Raw genomic sequence first — 23,023 nt, forward strand, 5'->3', positions numbered from 1 at the left:
CCCATCTTGGCGATGGAGTAGTGCTTCGGACCGATGAACTTGATGCCTTCTTCTTCCAGGCGGCGCGAGAACTCGGCGTTCTCGGACAGGAAGCCATAGCCGGGGTGCACCGCTTCAGCACCGGTCTGCTTGCAGGCGGCGATGATCTTGTCGGCGACTAGGTAGGACTCCTTGGAAGCCGCCGGTCCGATGCACACGGCCTCGTCGGCCAGGTCCACGAACAGGGCGTCCTTGTCGGCCTCGGAATAGACGGCGACGGTCTTGATGCCCATCTTGCGGGCAGTCTTGATGACGCGGCAGGCGATTTCGCCGCGGTTTGCAATCAGGATCTTGGTAAACATGTCTTGGGCGTCCTCGGCGATCACAGCGGAATGTTGCCGTGCTTGCGCCACGGGTTATCGAGCTGCTTGTCCTTCAGCATCGCCAGCGAGCGGGCGATCCGCTTGCGGGTGGCGTGCGGCATGATGACGTCGTCGATGAAGCCGCGGGCACTGGCCACGAACGGGTTGGCGAACTTTTCCTTGTACTCGGCTTCACGCTCGGCGAGCTTGGCGGGATCGTTCTTCTCTTCGCGGAAGATGATCTCCACGGCGCCCTTCGGGCCCATCACCGCGATTTCGGCGGACGGCCAGGCGAGGTTCACGTCGCCGCGCAGGTGCTTGGAGGACATCACGTCGTAAGCGCCACCGTAGGCCTTGCGGGTGATCACGGTAACCTTCGGCACGGTGCACTCGGCGTAGGCGTAGAGCAGCTTGGCGCCATGCTTGATGATGCCGCCGTACTCCTGCGCCGTGCCGGGCATGAAGCCGGGCACGTCGACGAAGGTGATCACCGGGATGTTGAAGGCATCGCAGAAGCGCACGAAGCGCGCGGCCTTGATGGAGCTCTTGATGTCCAGGCAGCCGGCCAGCACCAGCGGCTGGTTGGCAACGATGCCCACCGGGCTGCCGTCGATGCGGCCGAATCCGATGATGATGTTCTTGGCGTAGTCGGGCTGCAGCTCGAAGAAGTCGCTGTCGTCGACAACCTTGACGATCAGTTCCTTCATGTCATACGGCTTGTTGGCGTTGTCCGGCACCAGGGTGTCGAGGGAGTAGTCGTAACGGGCGACCGGGTCGTTGGTCGGCGTGACGGGAGGCAGCTCCCGGTTGTTGGCCGGCAGGAAGTTCATGAAGCGGCGCAGCATGGACAGCGCCTCGACATCGTTCTCGAAAGCCAGGTCGGCCACGCCGGACTTGCTGGTGTGGGTGATCGCACCGCCCAGCTCCTCAGCGGTAACGTCCTCGTGGGTCACGGTCTTCACGACTTCCGGACCGGTCACGAACATGTAGGACGAATCCTTCACCATGAAGATGAAGTCGGTCATCGACGGGGAGTACACCGCGCCACCGGCACAGGGACCCATGATCATGGAGATCTGCGGCACGACGCCGGAGGCCATCACGTTGCGCTGGAACACGTCAGCATAGCCGCCGAGGGAGGCCACGCCTTCCTGGATACGGGCGCCGCCCGAGTCGTTGAGGCCGATCACCGGGGCGCCGACCTTCATGGCCTGGTCCATCACCTTGCAGATCTTCTCGGCGTGGGTTTCGGACAGGGAGCCGCCGAACACCGTGAAGTCCTGGGAGAACACGAAGACCAGGCGGCCATTGATGGTGCCGTAACCGACGACCACACCGTCACCCGGGGTCTTTTCGGCTTCGTTCATGCCGAAGTCGACGCAACGGTGCTCCTTGAACATATCCCATTCCTCGAAGGAATCCGGGTCGAGCAGCAGCTCGATACGTTCACGGGCCGTCAGCTTGCCCTTCTTGTGCTGGCTGTCGATACGCTTTTGGCCGCCACCGAGGCGGGCCGCTTCGCGCTTCTTTTCCAGCTGGTGGATGATGTCGTGCATTTACAGCCTCCAGTCAAAAATCGGGATGTATTTATTCAGCCCAGATAGCCCAGCAGCCGCAAGGCGGCGGCGGAGGGCGTCGTCTGGCCGGCCTCGACGGCCGCTTGCAAACCGGGCAGGTCCTGTTGCACCCGGTCATGACTTGCAAACCGGGCACGCAGGCCCTGGTCGATGAGTTCCCACATCCACGCGCGGGCCTGTTGGCACCGGCGGGCATCGAACTCCCCGCTCCGTTTCATGGCAGAGCGGTAATCATTAATGGTATTCCAGAATTCGGCGATGCCCTGCTTCTGCAACGCGGAGAGCATCAGTACCGGCGGCGTCCAGTTGGGCGAGGCATGGCGCAACATGCCCAGTGCGCTCTTGATCTGACCGCGCGCGATATTGGCCGCCTGCGGGTTGATGTCGGCCTTGTTGATGACGATCAGGTCGGCGATCTCCATGATCCCCTTCTTGATCGCCTGCAGGTCGTCGCCGGCGTTGGGCAGCTGCAGCAGACAGAAGATGTCGGTCATGCCGGCCACCGCGGTCTCGGACTGGCCGACGCCAACGGTCTCGATGATGATCACGTCGAAGCCGGCGGCCTCGCAGACCAGCATCGCCTCGCGGGTCTTCTCGGCCACACCGCCGAGGCTGCCGGCCGACGGACTGGGGCGAATGAAGGCCTCGGTGCGCTGGGACAACAACTCCATGCGGGTTTTGTCGCCGAGGATGGACCCGCCGGTGACGCTGGAAGACGGGTCCACCGCCAGCACCGCCACCTTATGGCCCTGCTCGATGAGATACAGGCCGAGGGCCTCGATGAAGGTGGACTTGCCGACGCCAGGCACCCCTGAGATACCGACGCGCATCGACTTGCCGGTGTGCGGCAGCAGGCCTTCCAGCACATTGCGGGCGCGCTGCTTGTGATCCGCACGCTGGGACTCGATCAGCGTGATCGTCTTGGCCAGCGGGCGCAGCTGGTGCTTGAGGACACCATCAACCAGGGCCTGGTCGGCGGCATCCCGTTGCGGAAGATCGGCGGGCATGTTCATGGGCTCGATAATGACCTGTGCGCCGGCCAAGGCCGGCGCACTTGCGGACTTTCGGTCGCGGATCAGGCCTTGCGGGCGGCGCGGATCTGCTTCAGCACTTCACGGGCGGCGGTCGGAATCGGAGTACCCGGTCCGAAGATGCCGGCCGCACCAGCCTGGTACAGCGCGTCGTAGTCCTGAGCCGGTATCACGCCACCGACGAAGGTGATGATGTCGTCGGCGCCCTGCGCCTTGAGGGCCTTGATGACGGCCGGCACGAGGGTCTTGTGGCCGGCGGCGAGGCTAGAACAACCGACCGCATGCACGTCGTTCTCGATAGCGTGGCGGGCGGCTTCTTCAGGGGTCTGGAAGAGCGGTCCGATGTCGATATCAAAGCCCAGGTCGGCAAAGGCGGATGCCACCACCTTGGCGCCGCGGTCATGACCGTCCTGGCCGAGCTTGGCGATCATGATGCGCGGACGGCGGCCTTCCTCGGCGACGAAGGCGTCGATGTCGGCCTTCAGGGCCTGCCAGTCTTCATTGCCCTCGACCACCGAGTTATAGATGCCGGTGACGGCCTGCGGATTGGCACGATAGCGGCCGAAGACCACTTCCAGCGCGTCCGACACTTCGCCGACGGTGGCACGCAGACGGATCGCCTTGACGGTCAGGTCGAGCAGGTTGCCTTCGCCGGTCTTGGCGGATTCGGTCAGCGCGGCCAGCGCCGCATCAACGGCGGCCTGGTCGCGGGTGGCGCGGATGCGCGCCAGGCGCTCGATCTGGGCTTCACGCACGACGTGGTTGTCGATGTCGAGAATGTCGATCGGGTCTTCCTTGGCCAGCTTGTACTTGTTGACGCCGACGATGACGTCCTTGCCGGAGTCGATGCGGGCCTGCTTCTCGGCGGCGCACTCCTCGACCTTCATCTTGGCCCAGCCGGACTCGACGGCCTTGGTCATGCCGCCCATCGCTTCGATCTCTTCGATCAGCGCCCAGGCCTTGTCGGCCATGTCCTGGGTCAGCTTTTCCATCATGTAGGAGCCGGCCCACGGATCGATGACGTTGGTGATGTGGGTTTCTTCCTGGATGATCAGCTGGGTGTTACGGGCGATACGCGCCGAGAACTCGGTCGGCAGCGCGATGGCTTCGTCGAGCGCGTTGGTGTGCAGGGACTGGGTACCGCCGAACACCGCCGCCATCGCTTCGATGGTGGTACGCACGACGTTGTTGTACGGATCCTGCTCGGTGAGCGACCAACCGGAGGTCTGGCTGTGGGTCCGCAGCATCATGGACTTCTGGCTCTTCGGATTGAACTGCTTCATGAGACGCCACCACAGCATGCGCGCGGCGCGCATCTTGGCGATCTCGAGGTAGAAGTTCATGCCCACCGCCCAGAAGAAGGACAGGCGGCCGGCGAAGGTGTCGACGTCCATGCCGGACTTGATGCCGGTGCGCACGTATTCCAGGCCGTCGGCGAGCGTGAAGGCGAGCTCGATCGCCTGGTTGGCGCCCGCTTCCTGGATGTGATAGCCCGAGATCGAGATGCTGTTGAACTTGGGCATGTGCGCCGACGTGTACTGGAAGATGTCGGCGATGATCTTCATCGACGGCGTCGGCGGGTAGATGTAGGTGTTGCGGACCATGAACTCCTTGAGGATGTCGTTCTGGATGGTCCCGGACAGCTTGTCCTGCGAGACGCCCTGCTCCTCGGCGGCCACGATGTAGCCGGCCAGGATCGGCAGCACGGCACCGTTCATGGTCATGGAAACGGAAATCTTGTCGAGGGGGATCTCGTTGAAGAGGATCTTCATGTCCTCGACGGAGTCGATCGCCACACCGGCCTTGCCGACGTCACCGACCACGCGGGGATTATCGGAGTCGTAGCCACGGTGGGTGGCCAGATCGAAGGCCACGGACACACCCTGGCCGCCGGCAGCCAGCGCCTTGCGATAGAAGGCATTGGAAGCCTCGGCGGTGGAGAAGCCGGCGTACTGGCGGATGGTCCACGGACGGGCTGCGTACATGGTGGCCTGGGGACCGCGCAGGAAGGGCTCGAAACCCGGCAGCGTGTTGGTGTACTTGAGGCCTTCGAGGTCGGCCGCGGTGTACAGCGGCTTGACCGTGATGCCTTCCGGCGTCACCCAGTTCAGCTTGGCGACATCGCCTTCGGGGGCCGACTTGGCGGCGGCCTTGTTCCAGGCGGCCAGATCAGGTTGCGGGAAGGTCGGTTCGGTGTTGTTCGCCATGGCTTTTCTACCCTCACGTAGCTGGGCTGCTTGATGCAACCCTTGGTAATTAGTGACGCCAGTACCGGCCGTGACCCCTGGTCACGGCCGGCTGCCGTGTCCCGCGCAGGGAAGTTTTCTCCCTCCCTCTGTTTTTTGAGGCCCACCTGCCGTTAAGCGGCGGACCCGCACAAGGGTTACATCCTGCGCGAGAGCTTGACTTGCTATCTTGTAGATAATACTTTATCCATAATTATGGATGCAACAACTGCTGACAACACACTGCCGAAACTTTCGACCGAACCCATGAATGCCGGCCGGATCGCCCCCCTCGCCCTGTATCAGGAAGTCGCGGAACGCCTGCGCCAGCGCATCTTCTCCCACGAACTGCCGCCCGGCACCTGGGTGGATGAGCAGGCGCTGGCAAGCCAGTATGGCATTTCACGTACTCCGCTTCGTGAAGCTTTGAAGGTGCTCGCAGCCGAGGGCCTGGTGACACTCAAGCCGCGCCGTGGCTGCTACGTGACGGAGATTTCCGAGCGCGACCTGGACGAGATCTTCACTGTCCTGGCCCTGCTTGAGGGGCAGTGCGCGGTCAACACCGTACACAAGGCCAGCGAAGCCGATCTGAAGCGCCTGGCGGCCATCCACCAGGACCTCGAACGGGCAGCAGCAGCCAACGATATCGACGGCTTCTTCGAGGCCAATCAGGCCTTCCACCAGGAAGTCCAGCTGATTGCCGACAACCGCTGGCTGACCCAGGCCATCACCGACCTGCGCAAGGTCATCAAGCTGTCGCGCCATCACTCCCTGTTCATCGAGGGTCGCCTGGAACAGTCGTTGGCCGAGCACCGGACCATCCTCGACGCCCTTAACCGGCGCGACGTAATGGCCACCGAGCTGGCCATGCGCGAACACATCTCCAGCGGCCGCGCAGCCCTCGCCAAACTCGCCCACCGGGACAAACCCGCCTGAGCAGGTCCGTACCGGGCTAACCCACCAGGGCCTGCCCACACCCCGCACACAGTTCCCTGCTATTTCTGCTGCTCTCCCGCAGCCCGGCAGAACCCTCCGTGCAGCTTCCGTGCTCACCACGGCCCGCAATGGAAAAACCCCCGACCGGACGAGCCCGAGCGGGGGTTTTTCGTTTCAGCCCGGCGCCCCGCAGGGCGCAACGGCATCAGTGGGCGCTAGCTTCAGCAGCACCGAAACCGGTCTGGGCACGCACGTACTGGTCGTCGAACTGGGCGCGTTCGGCTTGAGCCTCGGCGCTGTTGTCGAGCTTGGAGATGATGATCGTCACCAGGAAGGCCAGCGGCATGGAGAACAGGGCCGGCTGGTCGTACGGGAACAGGGCCTGGGCGTTACCCAGCACGGTGACCCACACGGACTTGGAGAACAGCACGAACAGCACCGCCGCGACGAGGCCGGAGTAACCGCCGACCACCGCACCGCGGGTGGTCAGCCCCTTCCAGTACATGGAGAGGATCAGCACCGGGAAGTTGGCGGAAGCGGCGATACCGAAGGCCAGCGCGACCATGAAGGCCACGTTCATCTTTTCGAAGGCGATGCCGAGGACGATCGCCACGATGCCCAAGGCCACGGAAGACAGCTTGGAAACGCGCAGCTCCTCGGTCTCGGTAGCCTTGCCCTGACGGATCACGCGGGCGTAGATGTCGTGGGAGATCGCCGCCGCACCAGCCAGCGCCAGGCCGGACACCACCGCCAGGATGGTGGCGAAGGCCACTGCCGACAGGAAGCCCAGCAGCAGGTTGCCGCCGACCGCCTTGGCCAGGTGCATCGCCACCATGTTGCCGCCGCCGATGATCTTGCCACCGATATTGCCGCCCTCGAAGAACTCGGGGTTCTGGCCGACGATGATGATCGCCGCGAAGCCCATCAGCAGGATCACGTTGAAGAAGTAGGCAACGAAACCGGACGCGTAGAGCACCGACTTACGGGCTTCCTTGGCGTTGGTCACGGTGAAGAAGCGCATCAGGATGTGCGGCAGACCGGCGGTGCCGAACATGAGACCGAGGCCCAGAGACAGCGCAGTGACCGGATCCGGCAGCAGGGAGCCCGGGAACAGGATCTTCTCGCCCAGGCTATGCACCGAGATGGCCTTGCTCATCAGGGTCTCGAAGCTGAAGCCGAACTGGGACATGGCGAGGATCATCACCAGCGTACCGCCGGCCAGCAGCATGCAAGCCTTGATGATCTGCACCCAGGTGGTGGCGACCATGCCGCCGAAGGTCACATAGACCATCATCAGCGCACCGACCACGAACAGCGCAATGGTGTAGTCGAGGCCGAACAGCAGCTTGATCAGCTGACCGGCGCCGACCATCTGGGCCACCAGGTAGAAACACACCACGGTCAGCGAGGACACCGCCGCCATCGTCCGCACCTTGCTCTGGTTGAGGCGGTAGGAGGTGATGTCGGCGAAGGTGAACTTGCCCAGGTTACGCAGGCGCTCAGCCATCAGGAACAGGATGATGGGCCAGCCGGCGAAGAAGGCGATCATATAGATGTAGCCATCGACGCCCTTGCCATACACCATCGCGGTAAGACCCAGCAGGGTTGCCGCGGACATGTAGTCACCGGCGATCGCCAGGCCGTTCTGGAAACCGGTGATGCCGCCACCGGCGGTGTAGAAATCCGCCGCCGACTTGGTGCGGCCGGCCGCCCACTTGGTGATGCCGAGGGTCATCCCGACGAAGACCACGAACATCGCGATCGCGTGCAGGTTGAGGGGCTGCTTCTCGGTGGCGGAAATCGCGTCACCGGCGAAGGACAGGGCCGGCGCCAGCAGGCCCAGCAGTAGAACGTTCAGACGGGCCAACATCACTTCACCTCCTTGGCGGCATCGCGGATGATTTCGGTGGTGATGTCGTCAAACTCACCGTTCGCGCGCTTTACGTAAACGGCAGTCAACACCCAGAAAAAAATGAACATGAACAGTTCGGCGGCAATGCCGACCGTCACATAGGAGCCTTCGGACAGGCGCTGACCGATCACGCTGGGCGTGAAGGCCACCACCATGAAGAAGCCGTAGAAGATCGTCAGAACGATCACCGACAGCAGCGTGGCAAAGCCCTGGCGCTTCGAGACCAGCTCGGCGAAGCGCGGGTTGCTCCGGATACGCGCGTAAACCGCACGTTGAGATGAAGTGCTCGACATGAATTCCCTCCCTAGAGAACGTCAGTGGATGCGGCGCGATCTGCCTGTTGGTGTTGTAATGCGGCGATCGGTATAGCTTTTTAGTGTGGCGCCCTGGTGGACGAAGCCGCGCCATTACTTCGCCCGATGCGATGATATAACATATATATGACTCCATACCACAACGTACGGCGGGTTTTTTGCGCACTGCAACACAAACTTTCCGCCCCACTACGGAAACCCCAATGCCCGGTGAAATCCTCTTCAGCCAGGATGGCGGCGTCGCCACCCTGATCCTCTCCAACCCCGACAAGCTCAATGCCGTCGATGCCGGCATGTGGCGTGGCCTGCACGCGAGCATGACGGCCGTCAATGCAGATCCCGACGTGCGCTGCGTGATCCTGCGCGGCGCTGGTGAAAAGGCCTTCGCAGCCGGCGGTGACATAGAGGAATTCATTACCGTCCGCGCAACGGTGGACGATGCCCTGCACTACCATGAGGAACTGGTCGCCGCGGCCCTCGACGCGGTGCGCGCCTGCCCGGTGCCCACAGTGGCGATGATCCGCGGCGCCTGCGTCGGCGGTGGCCTGGAGATCGCCGGCTGCTGCGACATCCGCATCGCCGGTGAATCGAGCCGCTTCGGTGCGCCGATCAATAAGCTCGGCTTCTCGATGTATCCCGGCGAGATGGCCGGCCTGCTCGAACTGGTCGGCCCGGCGGTACTGCTCGAGATCCTCCTCGAAGGCCGGATCCTGAACGCCCACGAAGCACTCGCCAAAGGCCTGCTGACCCGCGTGGTGGACGACGGGGAAGTGGAAAAGGAGGCCCTCGCCACCGCCGAACGCATCCTCAAGGGCGCACCGCTGGTGGCGCGCTGGCACAAACAGTGGGTACATCGTCTGATGCAGGGCCGCCCCCTCGACGATGCGGAAAAGCGTGCCGCCTTCGATTTCCTTGCCACCGAGGATTACCAAGAGGGCCTGACCGCCTTCCTCGCCAAGCGCGCGCCCGTTTTCAAGGGACGCTGAGCCCGCGCCCTGCCGTGGCGCCCTCCCTCCGCCACGGCCAGCCACCCGCCCCGGGAAACTTTCCTTGCACATTGTCTGTGACGCCTAGGGCATAGGCGATTAACATACCACCCGGTAACCCCAGCAGACTCTCCCCGCACGACGCCCCGCGCGCCCATGCCGCCCTTGCGCCGGACGGCAGATAGCCATTGGCATCGTGCGTCAGTACAAGGAAAAAAATGGCATACCTCTCGTGGTCTCCCGACCTGGACACCGGCATCCTGGAGATCGACAACCAGCACAAGCAGATCATGGACTTCATCAACCGCCTGCACGACGCCCGGCAGCACGCCGACCGCCTCGGCGTGATCGCGGTGGTGGACGACCTGGTGGAATACACCCTGTCCCACTTCGCCTTCGAGGAATGCCTGATCGAGGACGCCGGCTACGAGTTCGTGCGCGGCCACAAGAAGGTGCACGAACTCTTCGTGCGGCGGGTCAGCGGCTTCCACGAGCGTCTGAAGAAGGGGGAGGACATTTCCCACGAGCTGCACAGCCTGCTGCACCGCTGGCTGTTCAGCCACATCCGCCATGACGACCACGCCTACGTCGCCGCGGTCCGCCCGCAGATGAAAGCCCTCACCGAGGAAAAGGCCCCGGAAGGCTGGTTCAGCCGCTCATTGAAACGCTTCTTCGGCTGATCCGGATACCCGGGCGAATGAATTCGCCCCTACGAGAAGCTGGCCGGCAGCGGTTCCTAGCCCTGCCGGAGGCTGCCCCTTGTGGGGGAGAATTCATTCGCCCCCACGGGTCGAGCGCGACGCATGCTTATCCAAGCACCGTGTGCAGCATTTTCAGCGACAGCAGCACCAGCAGGCCCGCGAAGATCTTCTTCAACGTCGCCACCGGCAGGCGGTGGGCCAGGCCGGCGCCGATCGGGGCGGTGAAGGTGGACACCAGGCTCACCAGCACCAGCGCCGGCAGATTGACGAAGCCGACCGTCCATTCCGGCAGGCCCGGGGCTCCCCAGCCGTTGATCAGGTAGCCCAGCGCACCGGCCAGCGCGATCGGCAGGCCGATCGCCGCCGAGGTGCCGATGGCGTTCTGCATCTTCACGTTGCACCAGGTCATGAACGGCACCGACAGGGAGCCGCCGCCGATCGCCACCAGCGCCGAGATCCCGCCGATCACCCCGCCGACCCCGGCCAGCCCTGCTGGCCCCGGCAGCTCGCGGGACGGCTTGGGCTTAACGTTGAGGATCATCTGCACCGACACGTAGGCCATGAAGCAGCCGAAGAAGATCGCCAGCGGCGCCGTCGCCACCCGCGACGCAATGAAGGTGCCTCCGAAGGTGCCGGCCAGCACGCCCGGGGTGATGCCCTTCACGATGTCCCAGCGCACCGCGCCATGGGCGTGGTGGGCGCGCAGGCTGGAGATGGAGGTGATCACGATGGCCGCCATCGAGGTGCCGAGGGCCACATGCACCAGATGCTCGCGCGGAAAACCCTGGGCAGCAAACAGCGTCGTCAGCATCGGCACCATGATGCCGCCGCCGCCCACGCCAAGCAGTCCCGCAAAAAAGCCGACACCGGCCCCAAGGGCCAGGTAGGCCAGCAGCCATTCGATTCCCATTGTTCGATTCAGTCCGTCAGATCCGTCGCGCCGAGCAGTTGCCCGACGATGAAACGCCACTCGGCCGGCTCCACCGGGGTGATCGACAGCCGGTTGCCGCGGGCGAGGACGCGCATGTTCTCCAGTTCCGGTTGGCGGCGCAACTCGGGCAAACCCAAAAGCCGCGTCTTGCGCACGAACTGCACGTCCACATGCAGCCAGCGCGGCGCCTCCGGCGTGGCCTTGGGGTCGTAATAGCGGCTCGCCGGATCGAACTGGGTCGCGTCCGGGTAGGCCGTGCTGGCCACCCGCGCGATGCCGGCAATGCCCGGCTCGGCGCAGCCGGAGTGGTAGAACAGCACACCATCGCCGATCTGCATGCCGTCGCGCATGAAATTGCGCGCCTGGTAATTGCGCACGCCGTACCACGGCACGGTCTGCTCCGGCCGTTTCTGCAAATCGTCGATGGACACATCGTCCGGTTCGGACTTCATCAGCCAGTAACGCATTGGACCGCCTCCCACGGCACTTAAACCTCAATATTAGAGCCGCCAGACGGGCGGCGCCCCCTGACAGCGACGGCACACCCATAAGTCATGGCGTAACTTGCCAGACACGCCCCCCCGGGCCAGAGTAGCGGACATCACGACCCACCAGGCCCACGGGAGACCAAACATGGGGCGCCTCCGACTGTTCGCCGTCATGCCACGACTCATGCTGTTCAGCTTCGTCATGGCCCTCTCCGTCACCGTGGCGCCAGCCGGTGCAGCAGAGCCGTCGAGCCGGACGATCACCGCTACGCCCACGGAGGATGAGAGTGCCGACCTGGTCCTGCTCAACCGCCCGGTGGTGCGCTTCCGCGGCAGCCTGCTGGGCGCCACGCCCCAGCAGCGCGCCAGGCGCGGCGAAAACAACCTCGCCGAACTGCTGCAGCGCGGCGGCGACGACACCGTGAGCATCCGCCCCACCGAATTGGGCAACATCGTCCTGGTCGGTGGCCAGATGGCCTTCGTGCTCACCGAGGACGATGCCGACCGACTGGCCGGCCAGACCCTTGCCGCCCTCACCGACGCTACCGTGGCCCGACTGCGCCGGGTCATCGCCGAATCGCGCGAAAGCCGCGACAGCGAAGCCCTGCTCAAGGGGCTGAGCCTCGCTGTGCTGGAAAGTGCGGTCGCGCTGGCCCTGCTGGCCGGCCTCACCCGCCTGCACCGCTGGGTCGGCGCACACCTCCTTGCCGCCGTGTCGCGCCAGGCCGAGCGCCTGACCCTGGCCGGCACTGAACTGATCCGCCGCGACCGCGTCCTGGCCATCGTACGGAGACTGGTGAGCGCCCTCTACGGGCTCCTGTTTGCGGTGCTCGTCTATGCCTGGCTGGGCCAGGTGCTGGCCCGCTTCCCCTATACCCGTGCCTGGGGCGAACGGCTCAACGGCTACTTCCTGGGCATCGCCGCCGGTTTTGCCGATGGCATTCTCACCACGTTGCCCAACCTGCTCGTCGCCGCGCTGATGTTCCTGCTCGCCCGCGGCGTGGTCGGCCTGCTCAAGCCCCTTTTCGACCACGTCAGCAGCAGCGGCAACCACATCGGCTGGCTCGACCGGGACACCGTCGAACCAACCCGCAAGATCGCCAACCTCATGATCTGGGTCTTCGCGCTGGTGATGGCTTACCCCTACCTGCCCGGCGCCCAGACCGAGGCCTTCAAAGGCATGTCGGTGCTGATCGGCCTGATGGTCTCGCTGGGAGCCTCCAGCATCGTCGGCCAGGGCGCCAGCGGTCTCATCCTGATGTATTCACGCACCCTGCGCAGTGGCGAATACGTGCGCATCGGCGAACACGAAGGCACCATCGTGGCCCTCAACCTGTTCACCACTCGCCTGCGCACCGGCCGCGGGGCCGAGATCACGCTACCCAATTCGCTGATCGTCGGCAGCGCAACCCATAACTACTCACGTACCGCCGACGGTGCCAGCTTCGCACTCGACACGACGGTCAGCATCGGCTACGACACCCCGTGGCGCCAGGTAGAAGCCCTGCTGGTCGAAGCGGCCCTGCGCACACCGGGTGTCCTGCGGCAGCCCGCCCCGCGGGTCTTCCAGACCGCCCTGTCGGACTTCTATCCCGAATACTGCCTGGTCGTGCAGGCCAGCCCCTCCGGTCCCAGCCCCCGCGCTGAAGTGCTCAGCCACCTGCACGCCCACATCCAGGACGTCTTCAACGAATACGGCGTACAGATCATGTCGCCTCACTACATCGACGACCCGGCCAGCGCCAAGCTGGTACCCCGGACCCGCTGGGCACCGCCGCCCGCGTCCGGGTCCGGCCCCTGAAGCGCCTGGGGTATCATCGGGGCCTGCCTGCCTTCCCCGCCGATACCCCAGGAGCCCGTCATGAACACCCCTGTCGAACGCCGCAAGAACCTCAGCCTGCGCGAGCTCGTCGACAAGGCCTACGTCCTCATCGAACCCTTCTTCGATCCGGCCAATGCCTGGAATGGCCAGACCCTCGAACACCTGGCCTACCGCGTGCTGCGCGAACAATTGCCGGGCATCCCGGCGCAGGACGCGCAGATCATCGTCTCCGCTGCCACCCGCATCTACCGCAGCAAGCACGGGCAGCAATGACGCGCCTGTACCCGCTGCTGTTCGTCGTGCTGTGGAGCACCGGTTTCATCGGTGCCAAGTACGGCCTGCCCTACGCCGAACCCCTCAGTTTCCTGTGCGCCCGCTATGGGCTGGTGACCCTACTGATGGGCCTGTTCGCCCTCGCCACCCGTGCGCCGTGGCCGCGGGAGCCACGCCAGTGGCTGCACATTGGCGTCAGCGGGGTGCTGGTCCATGCGGTCTATCTGGGTGGGGTGTTCACCGCCATCCGCCACGGCCTGCCGGCCGGCATCACCGCGCTGGTGGTCGGCCTGCAGCCGCTGCTCACCGCCCTCGGCGCCGGCGCGCTGCTCGGCGAGAAGGTGTTGCCGCGCCAGTGGGCCGGCCTGGCGCTGGGCTTCGGGGGCGTCGGGCTGGTGGTCGCGCACAAGGTGGCCGCTGCGGCCGGCACGCCCGAGCTGGCGGCCATGCTGCTGCCAGCCATCGTCGCCCTCCTCGGCATCACCGCCGGAACGCTGTACCAGAAGCGCTTCTGCCCGGCCTTCGACCTGCGCACCGGCGCGGTAATCCAGTTCCTGCCCACCCTCGCCCTGTCGCTGCTGATCGCCAGCCAGACCGAGACGATGCACATCGACTGGAGCGCCCAATTTGTCTTCGCGCTGCTGTGGCTGGTGCTGGTGCTATCGGTCGGCGCGATCAGCCTGCTCAACCTGCTGATCAGGAGCGGCAGCGCGGTGAACGTGGCCAGCCTGTTCTACCTGACGCCGCCCACCACCGCGCTGATCGCCTGGGCCGCTTTCGGCGAGACGCTCACCGGCCTGGCCCTGGCCGGCATGGGGCTGACCGTTTTCGGCGTGTGGCTGGCCCGCAAGTGAGGATCAACGGCCCCTCCGCCTCGGCCAACGTCGCGACGCGCATCCTCGGCATCGACCCGGGCCTGCGCAGCACCGGCTTCGGCCTCATCGACACCCTCGGCAGCCAGCTGCGTTACGTCGCCAGCGGCTGCATCAAGACCGGCGAAGGCAGCCTGCCGGAACGCCTGAAGATCATCCTCGACGGCATCCGCGAGGTGATCGCCACCTACAAGCCCGACCAGGCGGCGGTGGAAATCATCTTCGTCAACGTCAATCCCCAGTCCACCCTGCTCCTCGGCCAGGCCCGCGGCGCGGCGATCTGCGGTGCCGTGTCGTGCGACCTGCCGGTGGCCGAATACACCGCGCTGCAGGTCAAGCAGGCCGTCGTCGGCCACGGCAAGGCGGCCAAGGAGCAGGTCAGCCACATGGTCCAGCGCCTGCTCGCCCTTGAAGGTGCTCCGTCATCGGACGCCGCCGACGCCCTCGCCTGTGCAATCTGTCACGCCCACGGCAGCCGCGGACTGGCGGCGATGGCCGGCATCGGTACACGCAAACGCGGCAGCCGCCTGACAGACTGACCATCTGGCGCACCTCCCCGCCGACACGGCGCCCCACACCCCGCATGGCAGAAAATCGCTTGGAATTCGCATAAAGACATTGTGATTTTTATCACAGATGCCATAGTGAAGGCGTAAGAGGGCTTCGCTCTTGGCATAGGGACGGCATAGATCGCCCCGCCGGAAAGGGAGGGGGGATGCGACGATGATCGATGTTTCGCTCAAGTTCCTGGTCGACGAGGCCAATGCCTACCTGCAACGGCGGCTCAACTCCGATTTCGGCAAGGTCGAACTCGGCGCCCTGGTCGATGACAAAGGCAACTGGCAGGCAACCAAGGACAGCGTCCGCCTGACCCTCTTCCAGATCGAGGAAGAACGCCACGCCCGCGCCCAGGTTCCGCAGCAAGTCATCGTGGACGGACGCAGCGTGACCTTGCCGCCGCCTTTGGCGATCAACCTGGTCGTTCTCTTCGCCGCCAGCTTCACCACCTACAGCGAAGGTCTGCGCCAGCTGTCCCTGCTGCTGACCTTCTTCCAGGCCCACCCGCTGTTCACGCCAAGCGACTATCCGGCGCTGCCGCCCGGCGTCGACCGCCTGGCCATCGAGTTGGTCAATTACGGCCCCGAGCAGACCAACCAGATGTGGACCTGTCTCGGCGCCAAGCACCTGCCGTCAATGGTCTACCGCATCCGCATGCTGGTCCTGCAGGACCAGGAGCCCGGCGCCACCGGCACGCCGATCCTCGACATCCACACCCACGCAGGCCTGCGATGAACAGCGCCTTCCGCCGCCTGTGGATGGTGGCCGTCAACCATGATTTCCGTGGCGGCCCCTGCGACGACCTGGCCTTCGTGGTGCCACCGGCCACCCGCGCCGCGCTGGCCGGCATGCAGGCGCAGGTACGCGAGCGCGACGGCGTGCTGCACGTGCTGATCGCCGTGGACGATGACGGCAACCCGCTCGGCGAGTGCGTCGGGCGCCGCCTGCTGTTCGGCCTCGCGCCACGCAGCCCGAGCTTCACGCGGTACACCCAGTTGCCCGCCCTGCCGCCTGGCGAGACGCTGCTGTTCGCCAACGAAGTCGCGGCCAATGCCATCGATGCGGCGCCCCGCGGCGTCGAGCTGGCCGGCCCCGCGCCAACCATCGCGCCGCGCCTGACCGCCCGCCCGCTGGAGCTGACCATCACCCGCCCGGACGGCACACCGCTGGCCAGCGCCCGCCTCGGCCCAGCGGACGCCAGCTGGGTCTTCCGCAGCGCCGACGCGGGCGAGTTCGTCGTCAGCGAGCGTGCCGCCGGCGGACTGACCGCCAGCCGCCGCCTGCTCATCGACGCCGGCCTCGCCGCAGAACCGCCGTGGGGCGTGCTGAGCCTCACCGCCAGTGCTGGCCACGTCGCCAATGGCCAAGCCTTCACGCTGGCCTTCAGCGCACGCAACGCGGTGCTGCGCTACTACGTGGTAGTCAAGCCGGCCAGCGAGGCGGACTTTGCCAGCATCCGGGTGGAAGACCACGGCGCCGCCGGCGACGGCCGCCCGCCGGTCGCCTTCAACCGCCTGCTGCCGCCCTTCGGTGGCGACCGGCTCGCCCCGGCCCTGCTCGACCCGGGCGGAACCCGCAAGATCGTGCTCTTCGAAGCCCAGACCCCGGTCGCCCGGCGCGCCGCGGGGCCCCACGGATTCGAGCTGCATCGCAACGGCGAGGTGCTCATCGGCAACCTGCCGCAACCCGGCGCCGAACGCAGTGACGCCCAGTTCGTCGTCCACCTGAGATAAAAAACCTAGGAGAGGAGCGAAGCCGCCATGCCCACCTACCGCACGCCCGATGTGTACGTCGAAGAGATTTCGGTGTTTCCCCCCTCGGTCGCCGAGGTGGAGACCGCGGTGCCCGCCTTCGTCGGCTACACCGCCAAGGCCGCCCGCCTCACCGCCGGCGACCTGAAGAACGTGCCGACGCGCATCACCTCACTGCTCGAGTTCGAGACCCTGTTCGGCGGCGCGCCCGAACTGGATCTCGACCACGTGGACCTCGACGCCGGCAACCGCTTCGTCAGCGCCACGCTGGCCGCCACCAACACCAAGTACCTCTACGACAGCCTGCGCCTGTTCTTCGACAACGGCGGCGGCAAGGCCTGGATCTGCTCGGTCGGCAAGCACACCGACGCGGTGGACAAGACCCAACTGATCGCCGGCCTGGCGCGCATCGCGACGGTGGACGAACCAACCATCCTGCTCTTCCCCGACGCCGCCGGCCTACCCGCCGACGACCTGGCCGCCGTGCAGATGGCGGCCCTCAACCAGTGCGGCAAGCTCGGCGACCGGGTCGCCGTGCTTGACACCCGCCTCGCCACCGACAAGACCAGCCACGGCACCGTGGTGGACGAGCTGCGCAACCGCATCGGCATCAACAGCCTCAAGTACGGCGCCGCCTACGCCCCCTGGCTGAAGCTCAACTACCCGAAGAACGTCGGCTACGCCGACATCAAGAGCAAGCTGAAAAAAGGCGGCGTCGCGGTGACGCTGAACGCCCTCACCGGCGACGCCGGCGTGCTGGCGCTGCTGCAGGGCCTCGACCAGGCCCTGGCCGACCTGGCCGGCCTGCCGGCCCGCCGCGCCACCGTCAGCGGCGGCGCCGACAAGGCCATCTCGGACACCTTCGGCACCACCCTGCTGGCCTACCTGGGCACGCCCGACGCCACCCACATGCAGGACCTGTTCGCCTTCGTCTACAAGATCGCTCCGCTGGTGGACGGCATGGCCAGCGGCGCCGGCGCCTTCACCCATGCGGGCCTGAAAGGCGACGCCGGGCGGGCCATCACCCACAGCTTCATCCCGGCAATGACCGAGCTGATCGCCCTCGAACGGGAACTCGACGGCAAGCTCGACGCCGCCTATGTCGCCCAGTACACCGCCATCGGCGCCCTCACCACCGCCGGCTGGGCAACCCTGTTCGCCGCCGACGCGCCAGCCGCCTCCACCACCGCGATCAGCGGCGCCGACGACGCGGCCCGCCTGGCCAGCGCCCAGGCGGCAATCCAGCGCATCTTTGGCACCCTGTCGTCGGCGCTGGCCAACCTCGACGACGCGGCCGCCGCCTACGCCGCCAACACCGAGGCCAACCTGCTCGACAGCTTCGCCACCTACCGGGACATCGTGCGCGGCGTGAACAACACCCTCACCGTGTGCCCGCCGTCCGGCGCCATCGCCGGCATCTACGCGCTGGTGGACAACCAGCGCGGGGTCTGGAAAGCCCCGGCCAACGTCAGTCTCACCGGCGTCATCGCCCCCACCTACGCGCTGGACAGCGACGACACCGACAACCTCAACGTGGACGCTACCGCCGGCAAGTCCATCAACGCGATCCGCAGCTTTGTCGGCAAGGGCACCCTGATCTGGGGCGCCCGCACGCTGGCCGGCAACGACAACGAATGGCGCTACATCTCGGTACGGCGCTTCTTCAACATGGTCGAGGAATCGGTCAAGAAATCCACCTACTGGGCTGTTTTCGAGCCCAACGACGCCAACACCTGGGTCAAGGTGCGCGGCATGATCGAGAGCTACCTCACGCAGAAATGGCGCGAAGGCGCACTCGCCGGCTCGACCACCAAGGACGCCTTCTTCGTGCGCTGCGGGCTCGGCACCACGATGAGCAGCCAGGACATCCTGGAGGGTCGCATGTACGTGGAAATCGGCATGGCGGTGGTCCGTCCGGCCGAATTCATCATTCTCAAGTTCTACCACAAGCTCCAGACGTCCTGACCGGCACCGCCGGGGCCGCAACCGCCTGAGACGCGGCGCCCCGGCCCGCCCGCATCCCGCCACCGAATGCGAAAGGAACCGACATGCCTGCCCAGTATCCCCTGCCCGTCTTCCACTTCACCGTCCAGTGGGGCGGCACCCGCATCGGCTTTTCCGAGGTCACCGGCCTGACCCAGGAAAACCAGGCCATCGAGTACCGCGACGGCTCCTTCCCCGAGTACTCGTCGATCAAGATGCCGGGGCTGCGCAAGTTCAGCAACGTCACCCTCAAGCGCGGCATCGTCAAGTCGGACAACGACTTCTTCAAGTGGCTGTCGACGATCAAGCTCAACACCGTCGAGCGCCGCGACCTCACCGTCAGCCTGCTCAACGAAAGCCACGAGCCGGTGATGGTGTGGAAGGTGCACAACGCCTTCCCGGTCAAGGTCGAGGGTCCGCAGCTCAAGGCCAGCGCCAACGAGGTGGCCATCGAGTCCATCGAGCTGGCCCACGAAGGCCTCGAACTGCAGAACGAGTGAGCGCGACCGGACCACGCCGCTGAGGCCCCGCCATGTACACGCCCCCCGTCGGATTCCATTTCAAGGTGGAAGTCCTCGGTCTTGCCCGTGCCGTCGATGACGACGTGCGCTTCACTGACGTGGGCGGCCTGTCCCTGGAGGTGGCCACCGAGGAGGTGCCGGAAGGCGGCGAGAACCGCTACATCCAGCGCTACCCGGTGCGCAGCAAGTACCCCGACCTGGTCCTCAAGCGCGGCCTGCTGAAGGATTCGGCGATCTGGGAGTGGATCCGCGACGGCATCGAGAACCTCGACATCAAGCCCAAGAACGTGGACGTCAAGCTGCTCAACGACAAGCACGAGCCGCTCGTCACCTGGCACCTGGTCGGCGCCTGGCCGGTGAAGTGGTCGGTCAGCGACCTGTCCGCCAGCGCCAACGCCATCGTCGTCGAGAGCCTGCAGCTGGCCTACCAGTACTTCACCGTGGACAAGTCCTGAAACGGAGTCCGTCATGCCCATCATCGTCGATGAAGTGGTGATCTCGGTGGAAGTCAGCAACGCCGACTCCGGCGGTGCGGCCAGCCCGCCGCCGGCACAGCTCGACAAGCAGGCCCTGATCGCCGAATGCGTCGCCCAGGTGCTGGAGATCCTGCGCCAGCAACAGGAGCCCTGAGCCATGCCGGAACGCGGACAGCTCGAGCGCCTGCGCATCGAGGCCTACACCAAGGCCGACTACAGCGGCGCCGCCATCGGCAGCTTCGAGGCCTACGTGAACCCGGCCGAGATCACCCTCGCCTACGAGATGGAGTACGACAGCGGCCAGGGCAGCGGCACCACCGGCAGCCGCATGGACTTCAAGAAGGTCAAACCGGGCGACCTCAACCTGGTGTTCTTCCTCGACGGCACCGGCGCCAACGGGCGGCCCCTCGACGTGCAGCAGAAGGTCGAATCCTTCCAGACCGTTACCGGCTACAACGGCGACATCCACCGCCCCAACTATCTCAAGGTGATGTGGGGCCGCATCCAGGTGAAGCGCTGCGTCCTCAAGAGCGCGTCCATCGTCTACAAGCTCTTCAAGCCCAGCGGCGTGCCGCTGAGGGCGGTGATCACCGCCGTCTTCACCGACAACTCGGACGACCAGACCCGCGTCGCGCTGGCCCAGGACGCGTCCCCCGACCTGACCCACGTGCGCATCGTGCACGCCGGCGAAACCCTCGCCGCGCTGTGCACCGCCATCTACGGCGACCCGCGCTACGCCCCCGGCGTGGCGCGGGCCAACGGCCTGGACGGATTCCGCCAGCTGCCGGCGGGCACGCGCGTGGTCTTCCCGCCCCTGGAGAAATGAAATTTCCCCCGCCCGCACCCTCCCCATCGCCGCGGAACACCGGGAGTTCACCATCAAGGTGGGCGGCAGCCCCGTGCCCCGCAGCCACCAGCTGCTGTCGGTGAGCGTGGTGAACACCGCCAACCACATCGCCTTCGCGCGCCTCGCCTACCAGGACGGCAGCGCCTCCGGCGGCGACTTCCCGCTCAGCAACGACGCGCTGTTCGCCCCCGGCGCCGAGGTCGAGGTGCTGGCCGGCGCCGGCAACCAGCCCGACCTGCTGTTCAAGGGCCTGGTGGTACGCCAGCGCCTCAAGGTGCGCGAGGGCTCGCCGCCGCAGCTGATCGTCGAATGCCGCCACGCCGCCACCAAGATGAGCCTCAAGCGCCACGGTGCCACCTACCTGGACATGACCGACGGCGACGTGATCGGCCAGCTGTGCTCCGACGCCGGCATCAACATGACGGCTGCCAGCACCACGGTCAGCCACAAGCACCTGGTCCAGTGCGACTGCACGGACTGGGACTTCCTCGTCACCCGCGCCCAGGCCAACGGCCAGCTGGTGCTGACCCGCGGCGCCGACCTGGAAACCCGCGCACCGGATGCCAGCGCCGCCGCCGTGGCGAGCCTCAACTACGGCGCCACGCTGCTCGAATTCGATGCCGAGGTGGACGCCCGCCAGCAGACCCAGGCCGTCAAGACGCTGACCTGGAGCGCCGCCGACCAGGCCGTCCACACCCTCGACGCCAGCCCGCCGTCCTTTAGCGGCCCCGGCGACCTGAAGCCCGACGACCTCGCCGCCGCGATGGGCGTGGACGCCCTCGAACTGCGCCACGCGATGCTGCCCGACGCCGAGGCCACCGCTGCTGCCGACGCCCGCTTCGCCCACGCCCGCCTCGACCAGGTCAGCGGCCGTGCAATGTGCATCGGCCTCGGCCAGGTCCAGCCCGGTGACGTGGTCGAGCTGGCCGGCGTCGGCCAGCATTTCAGCGGCAAGGTGCTGGTCACCGGCGTGCGCCACGAGATGGACACCGTGCTGGGCTGGCGCACCCACCTGCAGTTCGGCGGCGTGCCGGAAGACCCAGCCCGCCGGGAACGCCTCGAAGCCCGCCGCAGCACCAGCCTGCTGGCGCCGGCCCACGGCCTGCAGATCGGCGTGGTCACCGACAACGAGGACCCGGAAAACGAGTTCCGCGTGCGCGTGCGCCTGCCCCTCGTCGATCCGGCCAGCGACGGCGTGTGGGCGCGGGTCGCGGCCGGCGATGCGGGCGACCAGCGCGGCGTGATGATCCGCCCGGAGATCGGCGACGAGGTGGTCGTCGGCTTCCTCGACGACGACCCACGCGCCGCGGTGATCCTCGGCATGCTCCACAGCAGCGCCAAGGCCGCGCCGCTGACACCGAGCAACGACAACCACGAGAAAGTCTTCGTCAGCCGCAGCGGCATCAAGCTGCACATCAACGACGACAAGGTGGTGCTGACCATCACCACCCCGGCCGAGCAGCAGCTCATCTTCGACGACGACCAGGGCTCGGTGCTGCTGAAGGACAAGAACGGCAACAGCATCAAGCTCGACAGCAACGGCATCACCGTCGAGAGCGCCAAGGCCCTCAATATCAAGACTGGCACCGACACCAAGCTCGACATCGGCGCAGCCGGCGAGATAAAGACTGCCGCGGCCCTCGACATCAAGGCCGGCGCCGCCCTCAAGCTCGAAGGCAGCGGCGGGCTGGAAGCCACCACGCCGGCCATCGCCAAGCTCAAGGGTTCGCTGGTGCAGATCAACTGAACGCACGCCCGAGGACACCATGCCCAATGCAGCCCGCGTCACCGATCTGAGCGTCCATGGCGGCACCGTCACCGGCCCCGGCGTACCCACCGTACTGATCGGCGGCATGCCCGCCGCCGTGCTCGGCGACCTGCACAGCTGCGTGATCCCGCCGCCGCACCCGCCGGTCACCCCCTTCGTGGCTGGCAGCGCCACGGTGCTGATTGGCGGCAAGCCGGCCCTGCGGGTCGGCGACAGCTGCGGCTGCGGCGCCAGCCCGGCCATCGGCGAACCGACGGTGCAGATCGGCTGAGGAGCCCGCCATGAGCGACACGCCCTCCTTCCTCGGCCGCGGCTGGTCCTTCCCGCCGAGCTTCGCCAACGGCAGCGTGCGCATGACCGAGGACGAAGCCGACATCCAGGCCAGCCTGCACATCCTGTTCGGCACCGCGCCGGGCGAGCGCTTCCTGCAGCCCAAGTACGGGCTGGACATGCACGAGCTGATGTTCGAGCCCCTCAGCACCACCGTCGCCAGCGTGCTCAAGGACCGTATCCTCACCACCGTGCTGGTGTACGAGCCGCGCATCCGCGTCGAGGCGCTGGACATCGACGACAGCCGGCTGATGGAAGGCGTGCTGACGATCCGCCTCGACTACCGGGTGCGCAGCACCAACTCGCGCTTCAACCTGGTCTTCCCCTTCTACCAGGGCGAGGCCAGCGAAGCGCTGCGCGCCGTCCGCCGGGGGTAAGCG

At 66.1% G+C, this 23,023-nt stretch carries 25 protein-coding genes; 17 read left to right on the forward strand and 8 right to left on the reverse strand.

The genetic code is table 11. From position 1 onward, the window contains the following. From ACE3RX_RS00005 to scpA, 4 genes are all read right to left on the reverse strand, one after another. Positions 1 to 341 (reverse strand): biotin carboxylase N-terminal domain-containing protein (locus ACE3RX_RS00005; RefSeq protein ID WP_374478988.1); only part of this gene is annotated, 341 nt, incomplete at its 3' end. Positions 342 to 361: 20 nt separating this feature from the next. Beyond that, positions 362 to 1,897, reverse strand: coding sequence for an acyl-CoA carboxylase subunit beta (locus ACE3RX_RS00010; RefSeq protein ID WP_374478990.1), 1,536 nt, complete (start codon positions 1,895 to 1,897; stop codon positions 362 to 364). A gap of 35 nt (positions 1,898 to 1,932) precedes the next feature. Further along, the gene (gene meaB, locus ACE3RX_RS00015) at positions 1,933 to 2,925 is read right to left on the reverse strand and encodes a methylmalonyl Co-A mutase-associated GTPase MeaB (RefSeq protein ID WP_374478992.1); all 993 of its coding nucleotides are present in this window, start codon (positions 2,923 to 2,925) and stop codon (positions 1,933 to 1,935) included. A 68-nt stretch (positions 2,926 to 2,993) separates the two neighbouring features. Next, a complete protein-coding gene (gene scpA, locus ACE3RX_RS00020; RefSeq protein ID WP_374478994.1) occupies positions 2,994 to 5,156 on the reverse strand; it encodes a methylmalonyl-CoA mutase in 2,163 nt (720 codons plus the stop codon). Between the two features lie 285 nt (positions 5,157 to 5,441). Here scpA and ACE3RX_RS00025 point away from each other — a divergent pair, with 285 nt between their 5' ends. Further along, positions 5,442 to 6,110, forward strand: a complete 669-nt coding sequence (locus tag ACE3RX_RS00025) for a GntR family transcriptional regulator (protein WP_374478996.1) — start codon at positions 5,442 to 5,444, stop codon at positions 6,108 to 6,110. Positions 6,111 to 6,315: 205 nt separating this feature from the next. Here the strand turns inward: ACE3RX_RS00025 and ACE3RX_RS00030 are convergent, their stop codons facing one another. Together ACE3RX_RS00030 and ACE3RX_RS00035 are read right to left on the reverse strand one after the other, a co-directional pair. Then, positions 6,316 to 7,980, reverse strand: coding sequence for a cation acetate symporter (locus ACE3RX_RS00030; RefSeq protein ID WP_374478998.1), 1,665 nt, complete (start codon positions 7,978 to 7,980; stop codon positions 6,316 to 6,318). Continuing rightward, on the reverse strand, positions 7,980 to 8,315 hold the full coding sequence (locus tag ACE3RX_RS00035) for a DUF485 domain-containing protein (RefSeq protein ID WP_015063414.1): 336 nt from the start codon (positions 8,313 to 8,315) through the stop codon (positions 7,980 to 7,982). Before ACE3RX_RS00035 ends, ACE3RX_RS00030 begins: the two co-directional genes overlap by 1 nt. 224 nt (positions 8,316 to 8,539) lie before the next feature. On the opposite strand from ACE3RX_RS00035, the gene ACE3RX_RS00040 reads away from it, so the two are divergent. Then, on the forward strand, positions 8,540 to 9,322 hold the full coding sequence (locus ACE3RX_RS00040) for an enoyl-CoA hydratase/isomerase family protein (RefSeq protein ID WP_374479000.1): 783 nt from the start codon (positions 8,540 to 8,542) through the stop codon (positions 9,320 to 9,322). Between the two features lie 218 nt (positions 9,323 to 9,540). Next, positions 9,541 to 10,002 carry a bacteriohemerythrin gene (locus tag ACE3RX_RS00045; RefSeq protein ID WP_374479002.1) on the forward strand — a complete coding sequence of 154 codons (462 nt, stop codon included), beginning with the start codon at positions 9,541 to 9,543 and terminating at the stop codon, positions 10,000 to 10,002. A gap of 127 nt (positions 10,003 to 10,129) precedes the next feature. Here the strand turns inward: ACE3RX_RS00045 and ACE3RX_RS00050 are convergent, their stop codons facing one another. Together ACE3RX_RS00050 and ACE3RX_RS00055 are read right to left on the reverse strand one after the other, a co-directional pair. Next, positions 10,130 to 10,933, reverse strand: a complete 804-nt coding sequence (locus tag ACE3RX_RS00050; protein ID WP_374479004.1) for a sulfite exporter TauE/SafE family protein — start codon at positions 10,931 to 10,933, stop codon at positions 10,130 to 10,132. An 8-nt stretch (positions 10,934 to 10,941) separates the two neighbouring features. Next, positions 10,942 to 11,421: an EVE domain-containing protein gene (locus tag ACE3RX_RS00055; RefSeq protein ID WP_374479006.1), complete on the reverse strand. Its 480-nt coding sequence runs from the start codon at positions 11,419 to 11,421 to the stop codon at positions 10,942 to 10,944. Positions 11,422 to 11,587: 166 nt separating this feature from the next. Here ACE3RX_RS00055 and ACE3RX_RS00060 point away from each other — a divergent pair, with 166 nt between their 5' ends. From ACE3RX_RS00060 to ACE3RX_RS00125, 14 genes are all read left to right on the forward strand, one after another. Next, positions 11,588 to 13,243 (forward strand): mechanosensitive ion channel family protein, encoded by a 1,656-nt coding sequence (locus tag ACE3RX_RS00060; RefSeq protein WP_374479008.1) that lies wholly within the window; start codon positions 11,588 to 11,590, stop codon positions 13,241 to 13,243. A gap of 60 nt (positions 13,244 to 13,303) precedes the next feature. Next, entirely contained in the window at positions 13,304 to 13,537 is a 234-nt protein-coding gene (locus ACE3RX_RS00065) for a hypothetical protein (protein WP_374479010.1), read from the forward strand. Beyond that, positions 13,534 to 14,391 (forward strand): DMT family transporter, encoded by an 858-nt coding sequence (locus ACE3RX_RS00070; RefSeq protein ID WP_374479012.1) that lies wholly within the window; start codon positions 13,534 to 13,536, stop codon positions 14,389 to 14,391. The genes ACE3RX_RS00065 and ACE3RX_RS00070 overlap by 4 nt, the downstream gene beginning before the upstream one ends. A gap of 2 nt (positions 14,392 to 14,393) precedes the next feature. After that, complete coding sequence (gene ruvC / locus ACE3RX_RS00075; protein WP_374479413.1) at positions 14,394 to 14,948, forward strand: crossover junction endodeoxyribonuclease RuvC; 555 nt, start codon at positions 14,394 to 14,396, stop codon at positions 14,946 to 14,948. 184 nt (positions 14,949 to 15,132) lie between these two features. Next, complete coding sequence (locus tag ACE3RX_RS00080) at positions 15,133 to 15,702, forward strand: DUF4255 domain-containing protein (RefSeq protein WP_374479014.1); 570 nt, start codon at positions 15,133 to 15,135, stop codon at positions 15,700 to 15,702. Further along, positions 15,699 to 16,700 (forward strand): hypothetical protein, encoded by a 1,002-nt coding sequence (locus ACE3RX_RS00085; RefSeq protein ID WP_374479016.1) that lies wholly within the window; start codon positions 15,699 to 15,701, stop codon positions 16,698 to 16,700. Before ACE3RX_RS00080 ends, ACE3RX_RS00085 begins: the two co-directional genes overlap by 4 nt. 27 nt (positions 16,701 to 16,727) lie before the next feature. Beyond that, positions 16,728 to 18,683 carry a phage tail sheath C-terminal domain-containing protein gene (locus ACE3RX_RS00090; RefSeq protein WP_374479018.1) on the forward strand — a complete coding sequence of 652 codons (1,956 nt, stop codon included), beginning with the start codon at positions 16,728 to 16,730 and terminating at the stop codon, positions 18,681 to 18,683. Positions 18,684 to 18,766: 83 nt separating this feature from the next. Further along, positions 18,767 to 19,201: a phage tail protein gene (locus ACE3RX_RS00095; RefSeq protein ID WP_079435316.1), complete on the forward strand. Its 435-nt coding sequence runs from the start codon at positions 18,767 to 18,769 to the stop codon at positions 19,199 to 19,201. A 32-nt stretch (positions 19,202 to 19,233) separates the two neighbouring features. Beyond that, a complete protein-coding gene (locus ACE3RX_RS00100) occupies positions 19,234 to 19,677 on the forward strand; it encodes a phage tail protein (protein WP_374479020.1) in 444 nt (147 codons plus the stop codon). 13 nt (positions 19,678 to 19,690) lie between these two features. After that, a complete protein-coding gene (locus tag ACE3RX_RS00105; RefSeq protein ID WP_374479022.1) occupies positions 19,691 to 19,852 on the forward strand; it encodes a DUF5908 family protein in 162 nt (53 codons plus the stop codon). A gap of 3 nt (positions 19,853 to 19,855) precedes the next feature. Further along, positions 19,856 to 20,524, forward strand: coding sequence for a hypothetical protein (locus ACE3RX_RS00110; RefSeq protein ID WP_374479024.1), 669 nt, complete (start codon positions 19,856 to 19,858; stop codon positions 20,522 to 20,524). Between the two features lie 73 nt (positions 20,525 to 20,597). Then, positions 20,598 to 22,292 carry a type VI secretion system tip protein VgrG gene (gene vgrG, locus ACE3RX_RS00115; protein ID WP_374479026.1) on the forward strand — a complete coding sequence of 565 codons (1,695 nt, stop codon included), beginning with the start codon at positions 20,598 to 20,600 and terminating at the stop codon, positions 22,290 to 22,292. Between the two features lie 19 nt (positions 22,293 to 22,311). Further along, positions 22,312 to 22,584, forward strand: a complete 273-nt coding sequence (locus ACE3RX_RS00120; protein WP_374479028.1) for a PAAR domain-containing protein — start codon at positions 22,312 to 22,314, stop codon at positions 22,582 to 22,584. 10 nt (positions 22,585 to 22,594) lie between these two features. Further along, a complete protein-coding gene (locus ACE3RX_RS00125; RefSeq protein WP_374479030.1) occupies positions 22,595 to 23,020 on the forward strand; it encodes a GPW/gp25 family protein in 426 nt (141 codons plus the stop codon). The last annotated feature ends 3 nt before the right edge of the window (positions 23,021 to 23,023 follow it).

It is taken from the genome of Zoogloea sp. (genome assembly GCF_041914405.1).
In the GTDB taxonomy this organism is placed as follows: Bacteria; Pseudomonadota; Gammaproteobacteria; order Burkholderiales; family Rhodocyclaceae; genus Zoogloea.

Excerpts from the sequence above, each read along its gene's own strand:
- ACE3RX_RS00010 (WP_374478990.1), bottom strand. The coding sequence starts at position 1,897 with ATGCACGACATCATCCACCAGCTGGAAAAGAAGCGCGAAGCGGCCCGC.
- meaB (WP_374478992.1), bottom strand. The coding sequence starts at position 2,925 with ATGCCCGCCGATCTTCCGCAACGGGATGCCGCCGACCAGGCCCTGGTT.
- scpA (WP_374478994.1), bottom strand. The coding sequence starts at position 5,156 with ATGGCGAACAACACCGAACCGACCTTCCCGCAACCTGATCTGGCCGCC.
- ACE3RX_RS00025 (WP_374478996.1), top strand. The coding sequence starts at position 5,442 with ATGAATGCCGGCCGGATCGCCCCCCTCGCCCTGTATCAGGAAGTCGCG.
- ACE3RX_RS00030 (WP_374478998.1), bottom strand. The coding sequence starts at position 7,980 with ATGTTGGCCCGTCTGAACGTTCTACTGCTGGGCCTGCTGGCGCCGGCC.
- ACE3RX_RS00035 (WP_015063414.1), bottom strand. The coding sequence starts at position 8,315 with ATGTCGAGCACTTCATCTCAACGTGCGGTTTACGCGCGTATCCGGAGC.
- ACE3RX_RS00040 (WP_374479000.1), top strand. The coding sequence starts at position 8,540 with ATGCCCGGTGAAATCCTCTTCAGCCAGGATGGCGGCGTCGCCACCCTG.
- ACE3RX_RS00045 (WP_374479002.1), top strand. The coding sequence starts at position 9,541 with ATGGCATACCTCTCGTGGTCTCCCGACCTGGACACCGGCATCCTGGAG.
- ACE3RX_RS00050 (WP_374479004.1), bottom strand. The coding sequence starts at position 10,933 with ATGGGAATCGAATGGCTGCTGGCCTACCTGGCCCTTGGGGCCGGTGTC.
- ACE3RX_RS00055 (WP_374479006.1), bottom strand. The coding sequence starts at position 11,421 with ATGCGTTACTGGCTGATGAAGTCCGAACCGGACGATGTGTCCATCGAC.
- ACE3RX_RS00060 (WP_374479008.1), top strand. The coding sequence starts at position 11,588 with ATGGGGCGCCTCCGACTGTTCGCCGTCATGCCACGACTCATGCTGTTC.
- ACE3RX_RS00065 (WP_374479010.1), top strand. The coding sequence starts at position 13,304 with ATGAACACCCCTGTCGAACGCCGCAAGAACCTCAGCCTGCGCGAGCTC.
- ACE3RX_RS00070 (WP_374479012.1), top strand. The coding sequence starts at position 13,534 with ATGACGCGCCTGTACCCGCTGCTGTTCGTCGTGCTGTGGAGCACCGGT.
- ACE3RX_RS00080 (WP_374479014.1), top strand. The coding sequence starts at position 15,133 with ATGATCGATGTTTCGCTCAAGTTCCTGGTCGACGAGGCCAATGCCTAC.
- ACE3RX_RS00085 (WP_374479016.1), top strand. The coding sequence starts at position 15,699 with ATGAACAGCGCCTTCCGCCGCCTGTGGATGGTGGCCGTCAACCATGAT.
- ACE3RX_RS00090 (WP_374479018.1), top strand. The coding sequence starts at position 16,728 with ATGCCCACCTACCGCACGCCCGATGTGTACGTCGAAGAGATTTCGGTG.
- ACE3RX_RS00095 (WP_079435316.1), top strand. The coding sequence starts at position 18,767 with ATGCCTGCCCAGTATCCCCTGCCCGTCTTCCACTTCACCGTCCAGTGG.
- ACE3RX_RS00100 (WP_374479020.1), top strand. The coding sequence starts at position 19,234 with ATGTACACGCCCCCCGTCGGATTCCATTTCAAGGTGGAAGTCCTCGGT.
- ACE3RX_RS00105 (WP_374479022.1), top strand. The coding sequence starts at position 19,691 with ATGCCCATCATCGTCGATGAAGTGGTGATCTCGGTGGAAGTCAGCAAC.
- ACE3RX_RS00110 (WP_374479024.1), top strand. The coding sequence starts at position 19,856 with ATGCCGGAACGCGGACAGCTCGAGCGCCTGCGCATCGAGGCCTACACC.
- ACE3RX_RS00120 (WP_374479028.1), top strand. The coding sequence starts at position 22,312 with ATGCCCAATGCAGCCCGCGTCACCGATCTGAGCGTCCATGGCGGCACC.
- ACE3RX_RS00125 (WP_374479030.1), top strand. The coding sequence starts at position 22,595 with ATGAGCGACACGCCCTCCTTCCTCGGCCGCGGCTGGTCCTTCCCGCCG.